The sequence below is a fragment of the Amycolatopsis sp. NPDC049159 genome (assembly GCF_040648295.1).
GTDB lineage: Bacteria > Actinomycetota > Actinomycetes > Mycobacteriales > Pseudonocardiaceae > Amycolatopsis > Amycolatopsis pretoriensis_A.
In genome coordinates, this window is sequence record NZ_JBEZDL010000012.1 from 46,203 (window position 1) to 61,993 (window position 15,791).

Annotated in this window: 13 protein-coding genes; 3 read left to right on the forward strand and 10 right to left on the reverse strand. The window is 71.8% G+C overall.

Annotation, left to right across the window (positions count from 1 at the left end; all coding sequences use genetic code 11):
* Positions 1 to 61: 61 nt before the first annotated feature.
* Positions 62 to 2,071: a DUF6541 family protein gene (locus AB0B33_RS22675; RefSeq protein WP_360774941.1), complete on the forward strand. Its 2,010-nt coding sequence runs from the start codon at positions 62 to 64 to the stop codon at positions 2,069 to 2,071.
* Between the two features lie 138 nt (positions 2,072 to 2,209).
* Here AB0B33_RS22675 and AB0B33_RS22680 read toward each other — a convergent pair whose 3' ends face one another.
* A complete protein-coding gene (locus tag AB0B33_RS22680) occupies positions 2,210 to 3,091 on the reverse strand; it encodes an LLM class flavin-dependent oxidoreductase (protein ID WP_360774943.1) in 882 nt (293 codons plus the stop codon).
* Positions 3,092 to 3,242: 151 nt separating this feature from the next.
* Between AB0B33_RS22680 and AB0B33_RS22685 the strand changes: the two genes are divergently transcribed.
* Entirely contained in the window at positions 3,243 to 4,043 is an 801-nt protein-coding gene (locus tag AB0B33_RS22685; RefSeq protein WP_247025408.1) for an HAD family hydrolase, read from the forward strand.
* 22 nt (positions 4,044 to 4,065) lie between these two features.
* Here the strand turns inward: AB0B33_RS22685 and AB0B33_RS22690 are convergent, their stop codons facing one another.
* From AB0B33_RS22690 to AB0B33_RS22700, 3 genes are read right to left on the reverse strand one after another with little or no spacing between them, the layout of a single operon-like run.
* Positions 4,066 to 4,794: a lysophospholipid acyltransferase family protein gene (locus AB0B33_RS22690; RefSeq protein ID WP_247015867.1), complete on the reverse strand. Its 729-nt coding sequence runs from the start codon at positions 4,792 to 4,794 to the stop codon at positions 4,066 to 4,068.
* Between the two features lie 24 nt (positions 4,795 to 4,818).
* Positions 4,819 to 6,249, reverse strand: a complete 1,431-nt coding sequence (locus AB0B33_RS22695) for a hypothetical protein (RefSeq protein WP_360774946.1) — start codon at positions 6,247 to 6,249, stop codon at positions 4,819 to 4,821.
* On the reverse strand, positions 6,246 to 7,904 hold the full coding sequence (locus AB0B33_RS22700; protein WP_360774949.1) for a hypothetical protein: 1,659 nt from the start codon (positions 7,902 to 7,904) through the stop codon (positions 6,246 to 6,248). Before AB0B33_RS22700 ends, AB0B33_RS22695 begins: the two co-directional genes overlap by 4 nt.
* A gap of 219 nt (positions 7,905 to 8,123) precedes the next feature.
* Between AB0B33_RS22700 and AB0B33_RS22705 the strand changes: the two genes are divergently transcribed.
* Entirely contained in the window at positions 8,124 to 10,010 is a 1,887-nt protein-coding gene (locus AB0B33_RS22705) for a DUF6541 family protein (protein ID WP_360774952.1), read from the forward strand.
* Positions 10,011 to 10,154: 144 nt separating this feature from the next.
* On the opposite strand, the gene AB0B33_RS22710 is transcribed toward AB0B33_RS22705, so the two are convergent.
* The 6 genes from AB0B33_RS22710 to AB0B33_RS22735 are packed head-to-tail and all read right to left on the reverse strand — an operon-like array spanning position 10,155 to position 15,786.
* A complete protein-coding gene (locus AB0B33_RS22710; protein ID WP_247015874.1) occupies positions 10,155 to 11,123 on the reverse strand; it encodes a lysylphosphatidylglycerol synthase transmembrane domain-containing protein in 969 nt (322 codons plus the stop codon).
* A gap of 12 nt (positions 11,124 to 11,135) precedes the next feature.
* Positions 11,136 to 12,380, reverse strand: a complete 1,245-nt coding sequence (locus tag AB0B33_RS22715; RefSeq protein WP_247015876.1) for an acyl-CoA reductase — start codon at positions 12,378 to 12,380, stop codon at positions 11,136 to 11,138.
* A complete protein-coding gene (locus AB0B33_RS22720) occupies positions 12,377 to 13,429 on the reverse strand; it encodes an acyl-protein synthetase (RefSeq protein ID WP_360774955.1) in 1,053 nt (350 codons plus the stop codon). Before AB0B33_RS22720 ends, AB0B33_RS22715 begins: the two co-directional genes overlap by 4 nt.
* The gene (locus AB0B33_RS22725; protein ID WP_360774958.1) at positions 13,426 to 14,820 is read right to left on the reverse strand and encodes an AMP-binding protein; all 1,395 of its coding nucleotides are present in this window, start codon (positions 14,818 to 14,820) and stop codon (positions 13,426 to 13,428) included. The genes AB0B33_RS22720 and AB0B33_RS22725 overlap by 4 nt, the downstream gene beginning before the upstream one ends.
* Positions 14,817 to 15,548 (reverse strand): glucose 1-dehydrogenase, encoded by a 732-nt coding sequence (locus AB0B33_RS22730; protein WP_360774961.1) that lies wholly within the window; start codon positions 15,546 to 15,548, stop codon positions 14,817 to 14,819. The genes AB0B33_RS22725 and AB0B33_RS22730 overlap by 4 nt, the downstream gene beginning before the upstream one ends.
* Positions 15,541 to 15,786, reverse strand: a complete 246-nt coding sequence (locus tag AB0B33_RS22735; RefSeq protein ID WP_247015884.1) for an acyl carrier protein — start codon at positions 15,784 to 15,786, stop codon at positions 15,541 to 15,543. Before AB0B33_RS22735 ends, AB0B33_RS22730 begins: the two co-directional genes overlap by 8 nt.
* Positions 15,787 to 15,791: the final 5 nt, after the last annotated feature.

A 15,791-nucleotide genomic window follows, 5' to 3' on the forward strand; every position in this document is an offset into this window, starting at 1 on the left:
GGTCGCTGACCCGGCCCGCACCCGACTATCACATTTCGGCCTACGACACACCTGGAAAGCAGTGCCTGCACCCGAGGACTTCTGGAGTTACTTCGCCGCGGTGGCCACCTACCTGGCCGTGCTGGCGGTCCCCGGCGGGGTCGTCGGGTGGGCCGCCGGCCTGCGCGGCTGGGCCTTGGCCGGGCTCGCGCCGCTGCTCAGCTACGCCATCACCGGCCTCGCCGGTCCGTGGCTCGCCATCGCGCACGTCCCCTACGGCCCGCCGAGCGTCGCCGCCGTCACCCTGCTGCTCGCCGCCGTGCTCTTCGGCCTGCGCCGGCTGTTCGCCGCGCGCGGCTGGTCGACGCCGGGCGCGGAGGAGCCGCCGGTGCCGTGGACGCGCCGCGCGCACCTGGCCGTCGGCGCCTGCGTCGCGATCGCGACCGCCGTCTCGATCGCCGTCGTGGTCTCCGGCCGCGGCGGGACGACCGCGGTGTTCCAGCGCTGGGACACCGTGTTCCACGCGAACGGCATCCGCTACATCGCCGAGACCGGCGACGGCTCGCTGACCGGCATGGGAACCGTCAACTGGTACCCCGACGGCTCCTTCTACCCGAACGCGTACCACCTGGTCGGGGCGCTGGTCTACCAGCTGTCCGGGACGTCGATCCCGGTCACGCTCAACGCCGTGACGATGCCGATCGCCGGGCTGTTCGCGCTGGCCATGGTCGCGCTGGTGCGCCAGCTCGGCGGCCGCGCGGTGTTCGCCGGCAGCGCGGCGCTGGTCGCGGGCGGCGCGACGACCGGGGCGTACGAGTCGGTGTCGAGCGGGCTGCTGCCGTTCGCGCTCGGCATCGTGCTGACGCCGCTGGCGGTGGTCGCGCTGCAGCGGTTCGTCGTGCGGCCGGGCGTCGACACCGGCGCCGTGCTGGCGCTGAGCGCGACCGGCCTGCTCGCCGCGCACTCGAGCGCGTTGTTCGGCGCGATCCTGTTCGCGTTCCCGCTGGTGGTGCAGCGCTGGTACCGGGCGCTGCGCGGCCGGCGCGTCGACGGCGTCGCCGAGGGACGGCGGGCCTGGCGGGTGGTCGGCGGCGACGTCCTGCGGATGCTGCCGGTGATGGTCGCGGCCGGGCTGCTGGCCGCGCCGATGATCCTCGGCGCGATCGGCTTCACGTCGGGGTCGTACCCGTACCACGCCTGGGGCTCGCACATGCCGGTGTGGAAGGCGCTGGCCATGCTGGCGACGTTCAAGCAGGTGCTGCCGGTCCCCCAGATCTGGCTGACGGTGTTCCTCGCGATCGGCGTCCTGACGCTGACCGCACTGCGGCGGATGCGCTGGCTGCTGCTTTCGACGTTGGGGCTGTCCGCGCTGTTCGTGGTCGTCGCCTGCTTCGGCGGCGAGGACTGGGTGATCAGCCTGTCGCGGCCCTGGTGGAACGACCGATTCCGGCTGATGGCGCTGGCCGCGATCCCGCTGTGCCTGCTCGCGGCGCACGGCATGAGCGAAGCCCAGCGGTGGCTGGCGAAGGCCGCCGGGAGCCGCGCGTGGGTGCGGGCGCGGCCGTGGCTGACCGGCCGGGTCGGGCTGGCGTCGGCGGTGCTGCTGGTCGTCGCGATGGGCGTGCTGACCGGCGGGTTCTACCGGGCGGCCAACGCCAAGACGGTGTCGCTGCTCTACTACAACGGCCTGCCCGGCGAGGTGGTCCCGCCGGTGAGCGCGGACGAGATCGAGGCGATGGAGAAGCTGGGCACGCTCGGCATCCCCGCCGACCAGAAGGTGCTCAACGACCGGCTCGACGGCACGGCCTGGATGTACGCGCTGACCGGCGTGCACCCGGTGGCCGGCCACTACGACGCCGGTGTTGCGCCCAAGGACGCGGTGTACCTGGCCGAGCACTTCGCGGACTACGACACCGACCCCGAAGCGCGCGCGGCGATCCGGCGGCTGAACATCCACTACGTACTGGTGGGCAGCGGCACGATCCGCCGCGACACCCCGATCGCCCGGGGCCTGCAGCACCTGGACGGCCACGACTTCGTGCAGCCGGTGTACCGGAACGCGGGTGCCGTGATCTACCGGATCGTGAAGTAGAACGCCCTCGTGGCCGCGGCCCCCCAGCCGCGGCCACGAGGGCCCCCGAACCCCCGGGGTGATCTCGGACGTCTGCAAACAAGGACGCCTGAGGGGCGGCAATCGGTTTCCCGATCACCCGGAAGTCACCCGGACGGCCTAGTGCAGCTCCGGCAGGACGTCGCTCGCCACCTGTTCCAGCACGGCCTCGCGGCCCTCGTACGGGGTCGACGAGCGCGGCCAGTGCGAGATCACGTCGGTGAAGCCCAGCTCGCCCGCGCGGCCCACCGCGTCGCGGAACGCCTCCGCGCTGCTCAGCGAGAACACCGGGGACGAGTCCAGGCTCAGGTGCCGCTGGATGCTCGCCCGGTCGCGGCCCACCGCGTCCAAGCGCCGGTCGAAGAGCTCGGTGAGTTCCTTGATGCCCGCCCACCACTCGTCGACCGTCGCGCCGCCCTTGCCCGTCGTCACCCAGCCGGCGCCGAAGCGCGCCGCCAGCGTCATCGTGCGCGGGCCGTTCGCCGCCACCACGAACGGGAGGCGGGGGCGCTGGACCGGGCCCGGCAGGTTGCGGGCCTCGCGGGCGCGGTAGTACTCGCCGTCGAAGTCGAACTTGTCGGTCATGAGCAGCCCGTCGAGCGCTTCGACGAACTCGGTGAAGCGGTCCGCACGCTGCTTCGTGGTCAGCTCGGGGGCGCCGAGGACCGCGCCGTCGTAGTGCAGGTGGTCGACGCCCGCGCCGACGCCGAGGACGAACCGGCCGTCGGAAACGTCGTCGAGGGTGATCAGTTCGCGGGTGAACGGCACGGGGTGCCGGGCGACCGGCGACGCCACGAACGTGCCGAGCCGGATGCGGGACGTCACCATCGCCGCCGCGGTCAGGGTCGGGACCGCGGCGAACCACGGGCCGTCGACCAGGTTGCGCCAGCCCAGGTGGTCGTACGTCCACGCGTGGTCGAAGCCGTACTCCTCGGCCGCGCGCCACTTCGGCTCGGCGGCCCACCAACGATCTTCCGGAAGAATGACGATGCCTACTCGCACAGTTCGGAAAGTAACAGTGAAGCGAAGCTTCCCCGTTGAGGGTGGTGGTGGGGAGGAAGGCGGAGGCTAGCGGTAACCACCGACAGTCGCACGGACGGGCGGGGCCCCACCCGAACGTGTCAGGGACAATGGCGGGGTGGAGAGACCCCAGTTGATCGCGTCCGACGTCGACGGCACCCTGCTCGGCCCCTCCGAAACGCTCAGCGCCCGCACCATCGCGACCGTCCGGCGGGCGATCGAGGCGGGCGTGCCGTTCGTGCTGGCCAGCGGCCGGCCGCCGCGGTGGATCGCCCCGGTCGCGAAACCGCTCGAGCTGACCGGCTACGCCGTGTGCGCGAACGGCGCCGTGCTCTACGACTGCGGCCGCGAGGAGATCCTCGAGGTGCACGGCCTGCTCGCGCCCACGCTGCTGCACGACATCGCGCACGCCCTCGACAAGGCGCTGCCCGGCTGCCGGCTGGCCAGCGAGCGCGTCGCCACCGGCGCCGTCGACCACGACATGCGCAACTTCGTGATCGAGCCGGACTACCACAACCCGTGGGGCGACGGTGAGGGCCGGACCGCGCCGCGGGCCGAGGTGCTCGGGCACCCGGCGATCAAGCTGCTGGTCAGCCACCGCGGGATGGCGTCCGAGGAGATGGCCGACGCGGTGAACGCGCTGTTCGACCGCGAGGTCGACGTCACGTACTCGTCGTCCGGCGGCCTGGTCGAGCTGTCGGCGCACGGCATCACGAAGGCGACCGGGCTGGCCGACCTCGCGCGCCGCCTGGACGTCGACCCGGAGCGGGTGATCGCGTTCGGCGACATGCCGAACGACGTCGAGATGCTGCGCTGGGCCGGCCACGGCGTCGCGATGGAGAACGGGCACCCGCAGGTGCTCGCGGTGGCCGACGAGGTCACCGGCCCGGCCGGCGAAGACGGCGTCGCGCAGGTGCTCGAGCGCTGGTTCTGACCCGTCTGGCGGGGGTCCGGTGTCAGCGGCGGTCGAGCTCGGCCGCTTCGGCCGGGGTCGGTGCCGTGCCGCCCAGGTGGGCGGGCAGCCACCAGCGTTCCTCGTCGGACGCGGGCTGGTCCGGGTAGTCGGCCTGGGCCCGTTCGAGCAGCGCGCTCATCCGGGTGCGCAGCTCCTTCGTGACGACGTCCCAGTCGTCGCCCTTGGCCGGGTGCATCGGCTCGCCGATGAGGATCGAGACCGGCACGTGCCGCCGGGTCAGGTCCTTGGGGCGGCCCTTCGTCCAGAGCCGCTGGGTGCCCCACAGCGCCATCGGGACGACCGGGACGTTCGCCGCCGCGGCCATCCGGACGGCGCCCGACTTGATCTCCTTGACGGTGAACGACCGGCTGATCGTCGCCTCCGGGAAGACGCCGACGACCTCGCCGGCCTGCAGCTTTTCGAGCGCCTCGCGGTAGGAGGCGAGACCGGCGGAGCGGTCCACCGAGATGTGGTGCATCCCGCGCATCAGCGGCCCGGCGATCTTGTTGTCGAAGATCTCCTTCTTCGCCATGAACCGCGTCAGCCGCTTGGCCGGGCGCGCGCCGAGGCCGCAGAAGATGAAGTCCAGGTAGCTGACGTGATTGCACGCGATGACCGCGCCGCCGCGGCGCGGGATGTGCTCCGCGCCCTCGACCCGGATGCGGTTGTCGAGCACGCGGAACATCGTCCGGGCCGCGGCGATCACGGGCGGGTACACGAAGTCGGCCATCGCGCCAGGTTACGCGACCGTAGGTTACGCGCGGCTGTTCAGCGGTGAAGGACACACGGCCAGTACCACGGCCAGCAGGAGCGTGAACAGCGCGACCGACTGGTGCTTGACGCCTTCGATTCCGTCGCCCAGCGCCGCGGTCCCGAACTGCGTCAGCGACACGGCGAGCAGGAAAGCCAGCACCACACCGAGCGGACTTCGTCGGTGGAACCAGGCCCGGAGCAGCACGAACAGCCAGATCGGCGCCAGCGCGAACAGCCCGAGCGGGGCGAGCAGGCCGGTCAGCCACGACACGACCGGCACCCGGTGCTCCTGCGCGTGCGGCGCGAAGCCGGCGTCCTGGTCGAAGCTGCCGAGGTAGTCCGGCCGGGCGGTCAGCTGGTCGGTCGCGGCCCGGTTCAGGACTTCGAGGGTCCGGCCCGGGTGGCTCGCGAAGTAGCCGAGGACGTTCGGCCGGCTCATCAGCTCGCGGTAGCGCGGGTAGAGCGGGTCGATCCGGGCCGGGTGCGGGTGCCACCAGCCGTTGCCCGCGTACTGCGCGAACGACGGCGGCAGGCCGAGCGCGGCCAGGTCGGCCTGGGTGTCGTGTTCGCCGTCGACGATGTTGAGGAAGATCGAGTTGAACATGTTGATCTCGCGCGAATCGTCCCCGGGGAACTCGGTGTACGTGCCGTCGGGGGCGAGCGCGGGTTCGACGCTCCGCTGCGCCGAGAGCGTCACGACGCCGACGGCGCCGATGACGAGCACGGCGGCCGCCCACCGCTTGGCCCCGCGCAGCGTCCCCGGCCGGACCAGCAGCACCGCGAGCGCGAGGATCGGCAGGATGATCAGCGTCTGCACCTTGGCGTTGACCGCCAGGACGCCGCCGGCGAACGTGACCGCCATGCCCGCGTAGCTCCACCAGCCTTCGCGCGCGGTCAGCAGGAGACCGCCGACGGCGAGCAGCAGGCCGAGGAAGGCCGCGCCCTCACCGAGGATCGCGGCGAAGTACCCGAAGAACGCCGAGTCGGCGACGACCAGCAGGAGCGCGGCCGCCACGAACAGCCGGACGCGCCGGGCGTAGGGCAGGCCGAGCACGATCGCGGTCACGGCGGCCGCGGCGATGACGCTGCTCAGCAGGCCCAGCACGACCAGGCTCAGCGTCCCGTGCAGGCCGGTCAGCCGGCCGATCCGGACGGCCAGCTCCGCGAGCCAGCTCTGCGTCAGCAGGTACGTCGGCCGGCACGGCGGCGTCCCCGGCGCGGGCGGGTAGGCGAGGTGGACGAACGGCTCGGGCAGGCCCTTCCAGGTGATCCCGGCGCCGCAGAGCACGCGGCCGCCGTCGCCGTTGTTGGACATCGCGATCGGCCTCGGCACCAGGAACCGCAGCACGAACAGGGCGAGCGACGCGCCGAACACCCCGGCCCCGAGCCGCGCTTCGGCGGGCAGCCGCCGCTCCGGGGCCTCGAGCTTCACGTAGGACAGGGTACGTAGCGGAAGTCCGGGCCCTTGTCGAGGTCGGCGACCACGGACTTCGCCTGTTCGGCGCGCGGGTACACGGCGACCCAGTACGGCGTGCCGACGCGGCGGAACGTCGCGACCTGGTACTGACCCGCGTAGACCGGGTCGATGGCGCAGTGCTGGCGGTCGGCGTAGCCGCCGTCGACCGGCACGGCGACGGTCGGGCGGCGGCCGTTGACGACGTAGTCGTAGTCGGTCGAGACGCCGTCTTCGTGGCGCCCTTCGCGGGCGATGTGGTCGTCGGTGCGGCCGAGGACGTCGATGATGAGCAGCTGGCTGCCGTGTTCGGCGAGCGCGCCGGGCGCGGCGCCGCTGACCACGGACCCGGGCGGCAGGTACTCGCCGAGCCAGCCGCCGATCTCGGCGAGCTGGGTGCCGTTCGCGCGCCAGTCGCGCACGCGGTCGAGCATTTCGGGGCTGAACACGGACACAAGTACCGCGATCCCGGCCAGCCCGCACGCGGTCACCGGGACCAGCCGGGTCGCGACGGGCCACGACTTCGGCGACGGCGCCGGCCTGGCCTCGACGTCCGCGGTGAGCACGCCGTAGGTGGCGACGGACGCGACAGCGAGCAGCGGTGGCACCGGGGCGAGCAGCCGCCACGACGGGCCGGGGTCCCCGCCGATCAGCACCGCCGCGGCCGCGAGCGCGAGCGCCGTCGCGAACAGGAGCCAGATCAGGGCCCGCGCCTCGCCGGCCGAGCCGCGCCGCAGCAGGAGCGCGACCGCGGCGACCAGCCCGAGCAGCAGGAAGCCCTGGTGGGCCAGCGCGAACCCGGACAGGTACGGCCAGCCGGTGCCGACCGTCGCGTCGAACCCGGCACCGAGCTTCGCGGCCAGCGGCGCGGGCAGGTAGTGCTGGTAGAACGTCATCCGCCAGGCCAGCCGCGGGATGAGGAACACCAGCGCGCCGAGCAGGTAGCCGGCCGGCGCCCACCAGCTGTGCTGCTTCTTCGCGGCGGCACCGGCCAGCCAGAGCCCGGCCAGCACGGCCACGACGAGGCCTTCCGGGCTGGTCATCACGGCGAACGCGACCAGCACCCCGGCCACGACCGGGCGGCGAGCGGCGAGCGAGTAGCCGACGGCGAGGACGATCAGCACGAACAGCGGGACCTCGGAGCCGGACGGCCCGTAGACGGCCAGGCCGCCCGCGCTCGCCGTGAGCACCGCGGCGGCGACGCCGAGCGCGGCGCGCGGCTCGGTGCCCGCCGGCGTGGCCGCGGCGACGATCCGGTTGACCAGGAAGTACGCGAGCAGCACGCAGCCGAGCGCCGAGACGACCCCGAACACGACGGCGGCGGTGTGGACGTCCGCGCCGAACGCCGCGCGCGGCAGGGCGATCAGCACCAGCCAGAAGAAGTTCGTGTAGCCCTCGACGCGTTCGCCGGGGTTGAAGACGGGGCCGTTGCCGTCGGCGATGTTCTGCGCGTACCGGAAGGACACCAGCGCGTCCTCGGTGACGGTCGCGAACAGCAGCTGGTGCAGCAGCGAGAGCCCGAGGGTGAGCGCGAGGACCGTGCCGCGCCAGCCGCGCTCGGCGTCGAGGCGGGTCCAGGAGAGGACCACGATCGCGGCGAGGACAAGCCACGCCACCACGACCGCGTAGACCACCCGTCCCCCTCACGTCGTCTCCGCGTTTTCCCCGAGTTGTCCCGTGCACCCGAAAAAACCGAAGATCGCTTACTGCGCGTTAGTCAATCAGGAAATTACCTCCGCCAATATAACCCGATCGAGTGGCGATCACGACAGTCCAAGTAACGTCGTGAAATTGGCTGATCAGCGGCCTCACCCCGCGCCCGCCGCCCGATCTTCGGCGGCTTACTCTCACGCGTGCTTTCCGTCAGTACCGCCATTGTCGTCATCGCCGTCCCGGGACTGGTGATCGGTCTCGCCGTCGGTTTGCGCGGCTGGATCCTGGCCGGGCTGGCGCCCTTGCTGAGCTACGCGATCGGCGGGCTGACCGGACCCTGGACCGCGGCGCTGGGATTGCCCTTCGACCCGTTGACCTACGCGCTTTCCACCGTCGTTTTCGCCGCGGTCGCGTTCGGGATCAGGAAGCTGGCGGTGCAGCGCCGGCCGCCGGAGCCCGAGCCCGGCCTGTGGGCGCGCAGCGGGCACTTCGCGGTCGTGGCGTGCCTGCTCGTCGCGGCCGCCACCGGCCTGTCCGCCGCATTGCTCGGGATGGGCGCGCTGGGCGCGCTGCCGCAGGGGTTCGACGCGGTCTACCACGGCAACGCGGTCCGCTACATCGCCGACACCGGCGACGGCGGCCTGTTCGGCACCGGCCACGTGAACTGGTACGGCGACGCGGCGCCGGTGTTCTACCCGAACGCCTACCACCTGCTGGCGTCGGTGACCCACCGGCTGAGCGGGGCGTCGATCCCGGAGACGCTGGACGCGAACACCGTGCTGCTGCCGGGCCTGCTCGCACTGTCGCTGGTGACGCTGGTGCGGCAGTTCCACGGCCGCGCGGTGCTGGCCGGCGCGGTGGCGCTGACGGCGGTGGCGCCGGTGATGGGCGTCTACGAGTCGATGGACCGCGGCCCGCTGCTGCCGTTCGCGCTGGGGGTGGCGCTGACGCCGCTGGGCGCGGTGGCGCTGCACCGGTACCTGGAGCGGGCCGCGCTCGACACGGGGTTCGTGCTGGTGCTGGCCGCGGTGGGCCTGCTGTGCGTCCACTCGTCGACGCTGTTCGGCGGGATCCTGTTCGCCGGGCCGCTGCTGGTGCAGCGCTGGCTCACGGGGTGGCGCCGGATCGGCCGCGACCTGCTCGCGCTGCTGCCGATCGCGCTGGTGTCGCTGGTGGTGGCGTGGCTGCAGCTGTCCGGCGCGCTGGGCCTGGCGAGGGGCGCGGTGCCGTACTACGGCTGGCCGAGCGAGTACCGCGCGTCGACGGCGCTGGGGGCGCTGCTGGGGTTCCAGCACTTCGAGCCGCACCCGCAGGTGTGGCTGTCGGTGGCGCTGTTCCTGGGGATCGTGTTCTTCGCGCGGGCGGGCGCGCTGCGCTGGATCGGCCTGACGGCGGCGGTGACGGGCCTGGCGTACATCGCGGTGGCGTCGTCGAACGCCCCGATCGTGATGGCCCTGTCCCGGCCCTGGTGGGACGACCCGTACCGCTTCTTCTCGATGGCGGCGATCCCCTTGTCCGTGCTGGCCGCGCACGGTCTGGCGTCGACGCAGGCGTGGCTGCGCGACCGGCTGCCCGCCCGGATCCCGGCGGCCGCCGTGGCGGTGGTGGTGCTGCTCGGGTTCGCGGGGCTGTCGAACGGGCTGTACGTCCGCTCCAACGGCGCCCGCGTGTACACCGGTTACCAGGCGGCGGACCCGGCGAAGCTGCGCACGACGCCCGGCGAGGTGGCCGCGATGGAGAAGCTCGGCGAACTGGCCGCGCCCGGTGAATGGGCGATGAACGACCGCTTCGACGGAACAGCGTGGACTTATGCGTTGTCGGGTATTCGCACGGTCGCCGGGCATTTCGACGAAACTTTGCCACCGGCGGACGCGCGGTTGCTCGCGGACCGCTTTCGCGATTACGAGAGCGACCCCGGCGTGCGGGCCGCGGTCCGGCGGTTGAACATCCATTGGGTGATTCTCGGCAAACCCTCGACCGAGCCCGGAAAGCCTTATCAGGCCGGGCTGATCGGATTGGCGGGCGAGCCGTTCCTGAAGGAGGCTTTCCACAACCCGGACGCGGTGATCTACCGGCTCGTGGGGTGATGCGGGCCGAGTTGTCCACATGTGCGTAAGCCCTGTGGACAACCTGTGGGCAACCCAGGCCAGGCCGGCAGCGGCAGCGCCGCGGGGAGGCCAGGCGGGGTGGTGCGGGCCGCGGCCGGGCGGGTCCGGGGGTGGGGGCCCTGGTCAGGCGGTGGCCGTCGCCGGGCGGGTCGAGCGGGCCGCTACCGCGGCGATGCCCGCCGTCAGGAGGTCGGCCACCGTGAACATCACCCGGGAGGCCACCGCGAACGCCGTGGCCTGGCCGACCGTCAGGCCGCTTGCCGTCAGGACCGCTACCTGGGCCACCTCGCGGACGCCCACTCCGCTGGGGAGGATGAACGCGAACGTGCCCACCGTCATCGCCACGGCCATCGCGCCCACGCAGAGGACGAAGCCGCTGAAGCCCGGGGTGCCCACCGAGTTGGCCAGGAGCCACAGGTGGATGCCCTGGAGGCACCAGGCGGCCGTCGAGGCGCCGAAGACCTTGCCGACCACCTTCCAGCCCAGGGGGTGGGCCAACGGGGGACGGCGGAGGATGCGGAGCACCAGCGACGTGCCCCACGTGAGGATCTTCGGGTGCAGCATCGCCAGGCCGACCGGGATCAGCACGAACAGCCACAGCGCGCGCGGGCTGTTGCTGAACACCGCCGGCGCCGCCAGGAGCGACACCACCAGCGCCGACACCACGCCGACGCCCAGCTGGATCAGCGAGCCCGTGAAGATCCGGGCGCGCGCCAGGCCGGCCTTGCGGCCCAGCTCCATCTGCAGCAGGTACGCCCAGACCGAGCCCGGGACGTACTTGCCCAGCGAGCCGACCAGGCAGATCTGGGCGCCGCGGGCGTAGCCGATCGGCTTGCCCAGGTCGTCGACCATCGCCTGCCAGCCCCAGGTCGACACCATGATCGCCGCGACCAGGGCGAGCAGGCTCAGCAGCGACGACTGCCAGGCGACGTCGTGCAGGGTGTGCCAGAACTCGCCCCAGTTCGAGGCGAGCTGCTTGGCCGCGAAGCCGATGACCAGCAGGATCGCGACCCATCTGACGACGTCGAGGACCTTCGCCTTAGCGGACTTCGGCGGCTTGCCGGCGGCCGGCAGGTCCTCAACGGTCGTCATCGACGCAACTCCTCAGGCCTGGACCGTGACCAGGCGGCTGAACTCGGAGAGCAGATCGTAACCGTCCCAGACCGCCGAGAACGTCAGGGCGCTGCCGAACGGCACGATCCGGTCGACTCCGCGGCCGGCCAGCTCGTGCGCGAACGCCGTGAGCTCCTCGGCGCTGAAGCCGAATTGGCTGACCGTCTGGTCCTTGCGGAGGACGATCGGCACCAGGTCGGACAAAGTGGACACCCGCGCGTTCGCGAAGGTGCCCGCGCCGAGCCACTCGCGCGGCAGCACCGCCGGGTCGGCCAGCTCGAGGGTCGCCAGGCCGTTGCCCTGGAACGCGATCTCCTTGACCACGCCGTCGACCGCCGCGCCGTACGCCGAGACGCGCTTCTGGACAGCCATCGCCGGCTCGGTGACGTGCTGCTTCGTCTCCAGCACCGCGGCCAGCAGCGTCCGGAACTCGCTCCCCGCGGCCCGGGCACCGGCCTCGTCGCCGACCCAGAACACCGCGCGCGGTGACGAGCAGGCGGCCTGGTCGAACCAGTACGAGTCGTTGTAGAAGCCCTCGGCGGCCGCGCGGCGCTCCGCTTCGGACGCCCGCTGCCAGCCCGCCACCGACGCGACGGCGAACGACGAGCGGTCCGGGAACGTCAGGTCACGCGCGTGGGGCGCGAGCGGGTACTTGCGCAGGGCCGCGACCGAGCCGTCGCCGCCCCAGATGACGCGCAGGTCGGCGGCCAGCGACAGGGCGCCGCTCACCTCGTCGCTGCGGTCGTAGGTCACCATCCGCTGGGTCGCCCGGACCACGTCCGCCACCGACGGGTCCACTTCGGACAACGCCGCGTTCAGCGCGTCCAGCACCGCCTCCGCGGCACCCGCCGAGCGGGACGAGACCCGCACGACGTTGTGGTTGCCCGCCAGCGCCGAGAGCGCCCACGAGTAGACGAAGATCGTGTCGACGTTGGCCGGCGGCACGTGGAACACCAAGCCGCGCGGGAACCGCAGCGCGTGGCCCGAAGTGTCCAGTGTGGACAGCGCCTTCGCGATTTCGCCCTTGCGCAGGAAGAAGCCGAGCGACGCCAGCTCCGGGAACCGGCGCGCGGTGGCCGGGGCCAGCAGCTTGCGGGCGAACTTCGTGACGAACTCGACGATCCGCGGGTCACCGACGCGCAGCCGGCCGCCGGGCGGCGACGCGCGCAGCTCGTCGACCAGGTCGGTCGCGGAAACGGAAGGAGCAGCGGGAAAACGCTGGGTCAGGGTGGTCACGCCGCCGCTCCCGAGAAGGTGTCCGAACAGCCGCGGGCCTCGGCCTTGGGCAGCCGGCCCAGCACGGAGAAGTGCTTGCCGGGCCAGTCGCCGTCGTCGATCCCGTTGTAGACGCCGAGGTCCTCGGTCAGCAGCACGTGCCCCGGGTACGACCGCGGCAGCGTCGAGACGACCTCGATCACGCCCGGCTCCCCGACCGGCTGCTCTTCCCACGTCTCCGGGTTCCGGATCACGACGTCGGCGAAGTCCGGGCAGTACAGCGAGTTGCCGGACGGGCCTTCGAGGAACACGGTGCCGATCTGCTCGATCATCCCGTAGTAGTTGTGGATCCGCGTCAATCCGGTGTCTTCCTTGAACCGGCGCCGGAACTCGGTGTTGTCGACCGCGCGGTCGATCAGCTTCTTCCAGCCACCGGAGTGGATGAGGATGCCGTTCGACAGGTCCAGGCCGTGGTCGCGGGCGACCTCGTAGAGGAACTGCCACACCATGAACGTGAAGCCGAAGATCAGGAAGGGCTTGTCGCCGTACTCGGCCAGGAACTTCTTGACCGCCTCGACGTCCGGCTGGTCGTTCTCGTCGAGCACGTACGTGTGCTTGCGGCCGAAGTTCGCCATGCCCAGCACGCCCGCGCCGCGCGCGGAGAACGAGCGGCGGTTCTTGATGATGCCGATGGTGTCGACCATCAGCATCGGCAGCCGCTCGCCGCCGAGGACCTCCTGCAGGGTCGCGCCGAGCTGCTTGGTCTGCGCGCCCGCCGCCTCCTTGTCCAGGTAGATCCGCGAAGCGCCGGCGCCGGTGGTGCCCGACGACGTCAGCGTCTTGAAGACCTCGCTGTCCGGCACGGACTTGAGGTCGTGCGTCTTGAACATCCGCACCGGCAGCCACGGCAGGTCCGCGATCGACGCGAAAGCAGCGTCCGGCGCGATTCCCAGCGACGACAGGATCCGTTCGTAGCCTTCGGAGTTCGCCCGGTGGTGTGCGGTGAGCGCAGTGAGCTCGGGCAGCAGCAAGGCTTCCCGGTCGGCCTGCGACCGAGTGAACACACTCATACCCGCCCCTCCAAGGTCCGGTAGTCGATCTTGCCGCTGGCCAGTAGCGGCACGGTGTCGATCGGGCGCACGTCGAACCCGCTCGTGTGCAGGTGCAGCCGCTCGGACAGCGCCCGTGACGCGTCCTTGCAGATGTCGGAGTCGACGCCCTCGGCGAACAGCACCACCTTGTCGCCGGCGGGCACCGCCGCCACCACGTCGATCCCGACCGCCGCCGTGCGCACGGCTTGCTCGAGGTCGTCGAGGCTGACGCGGTTGCCGAACACCTTGCCGATGCGCTTGAGCCGGCCGGTGATGAACAGGTACCCCTCTTCGTCGAGGTACCCGAGGTCACCGGTGGCGAGCACACCGCCGAATTCGTCGCCCTTGGCCAGGCCGGACTCGTCGTCCGCGTAACCCAGCATCACATTGGGCCCACGGTAGACGACCTCACCGACAATTTTCGGGTGCGTGGTCTCCGACCCGTCGTCCCGGCGGACCGCGAACTTCCCGCCGGGCAGCGCCGGCCCGGCGGAACCGAGCTTTTCGGCCAGCCGTTCCGCGGGCACGGTCGTCATCCGCGGCGAGGCCTCGGTCTGGCCGTACATGACGTACATCCGGCCACCGACGGCGAGCATCTTCTCGTTGAACTCGGTGATCAGCTCGTCGCGCAGCTTCCCGCCGGCCTGCGTCAGCGTGCGCAGCGTCGGGTACTTCGCGGGGTCGAACTTGAGCCGCCGCAGCATTTCGTAGTGGTACGGGACACCCGAAAGCGACGTGACGCCGTAGGTGTTCACCGCGTCCCAGAAGCCGCGGCCGAGCACGCCGGAGGGCTCGATGACGATCGTCGCGTCGCGCACCAGGTGCGAGTTCAGCACCGAGAGGCCGTAGCTGTAGTGCAGCGGCAGGCAGGTGGGCGCGACCTCGTCGGAGTCGATGTGCAGCACCTGCGCGATAGCGTCGGCGTTGGCCAGGATCGCCTGCCGCGAGAGCCGCACGAGCTTCGGGTTGCCGGTGGACCCGCTGGTCGGCAGCAGGACGGCGAGATCGGGGTGCGGCCGGACACCGTCGGCGGAGTCGCGGACCCAGTCGTCGCCGCGCACCGAGTACCCGTCGGGCGCGTCGCCCGAGGCCGACAGCACCGCCGCCGGCCGGAAGCGCGAGACCAGCCCGGCCAGCACGTCGACGTCCAGCGCCGGGTCGATCAGCGCGATCGCCCGGCCGGATTCGAACGCGGCGAGGTAGGTCAGCACGCTGGGCAGGTCGATCGACATCCGCGCGAAGACGACGCCGACCGGCAGCGCGGCCAGCTCGTCCATCCGCTGGCCGACCTCGGCCGACAGTTCCGCGCCCGCCAGCGTGCGGCCCCCGGCCACATCGACCAGCCGGGCTCCCGCACCCAACAGCGTCACAACACCAAGCCTCCGTCGACGCCCAGCACCTGACCGGTGATGAAGGACGCTTCATCACTCACCAGGAACCGGATCGCGTTCGCCACTTCTTCCGCGCGGCCGAGGCGCCCGAGCGGCGTCTTGCCGGCGTTTTCCGCCTTCGCGTCCTCGCTCAGGCCCGCGGTCAGGTCGGTTTCGATCACGCCCGGCGCGACCGCGTTGACGCGGATGCCGGACCGGCCGAGCTCCTTCGCCGCCGACTTCGCGATGTTCGCCACCGCCGCCTTCGACGCCGCGTACACCGTCTGGCCGGCGCTCCCCTGCTCGCCGACGATCGACGCGAGCACCACGATCGACCCGGTCTTCTTCCGCATCATCGCCCGGGCCGCGGCCTGGACGGTGTGCAGCGTGCCGGCGACGTTCGTGCTCAGCGTCGCGTCGACCAGCTCCTCGCGGATCATGCCGAGGAGCGCGTCTTCCATGATCCCGGCGTTCGCGACGACGGCGTCGAGCTTGCCGTGCTCCTTCGCGACGCCCCTGACCAGCGACGACACCGCTTTGGCGTCGGTGACGTCGAGGGCGAGCCCGGAGGCCGCGCCCACCGAAGCGGCCGCCTCCTTGGCGCGGGCCTCGTCGCGGCCGGTCAGGACCACCGTCGCGCCCGCCTCGGCGAGCGCGCGGGCGGTGGCCAGGCCGATCCCCCGCGTCCCGCCGGTGACGAGCGCGACGCGACCGGAAAGATCAGTCATTCTTCGACTGGAGCTCGGTGACCATGTCCACGGCGACCTTGAAGCTCGACATGTCGATGACCTGGTCGGTGTCGAACTCGACGTCGAACTCGTCCTCGATGGCCGCGACCAGCGCCATGTGACCGACCGAGTCCCACGCCTCGATGTCGCGGTACTTCAGGTTCTCGACGTCCACGGTGCCTTCGAGGTCGAGCGCCTCGACGAAGACCTCGCGCAGCTTGGGGGCGACATCCGGCATGTTCG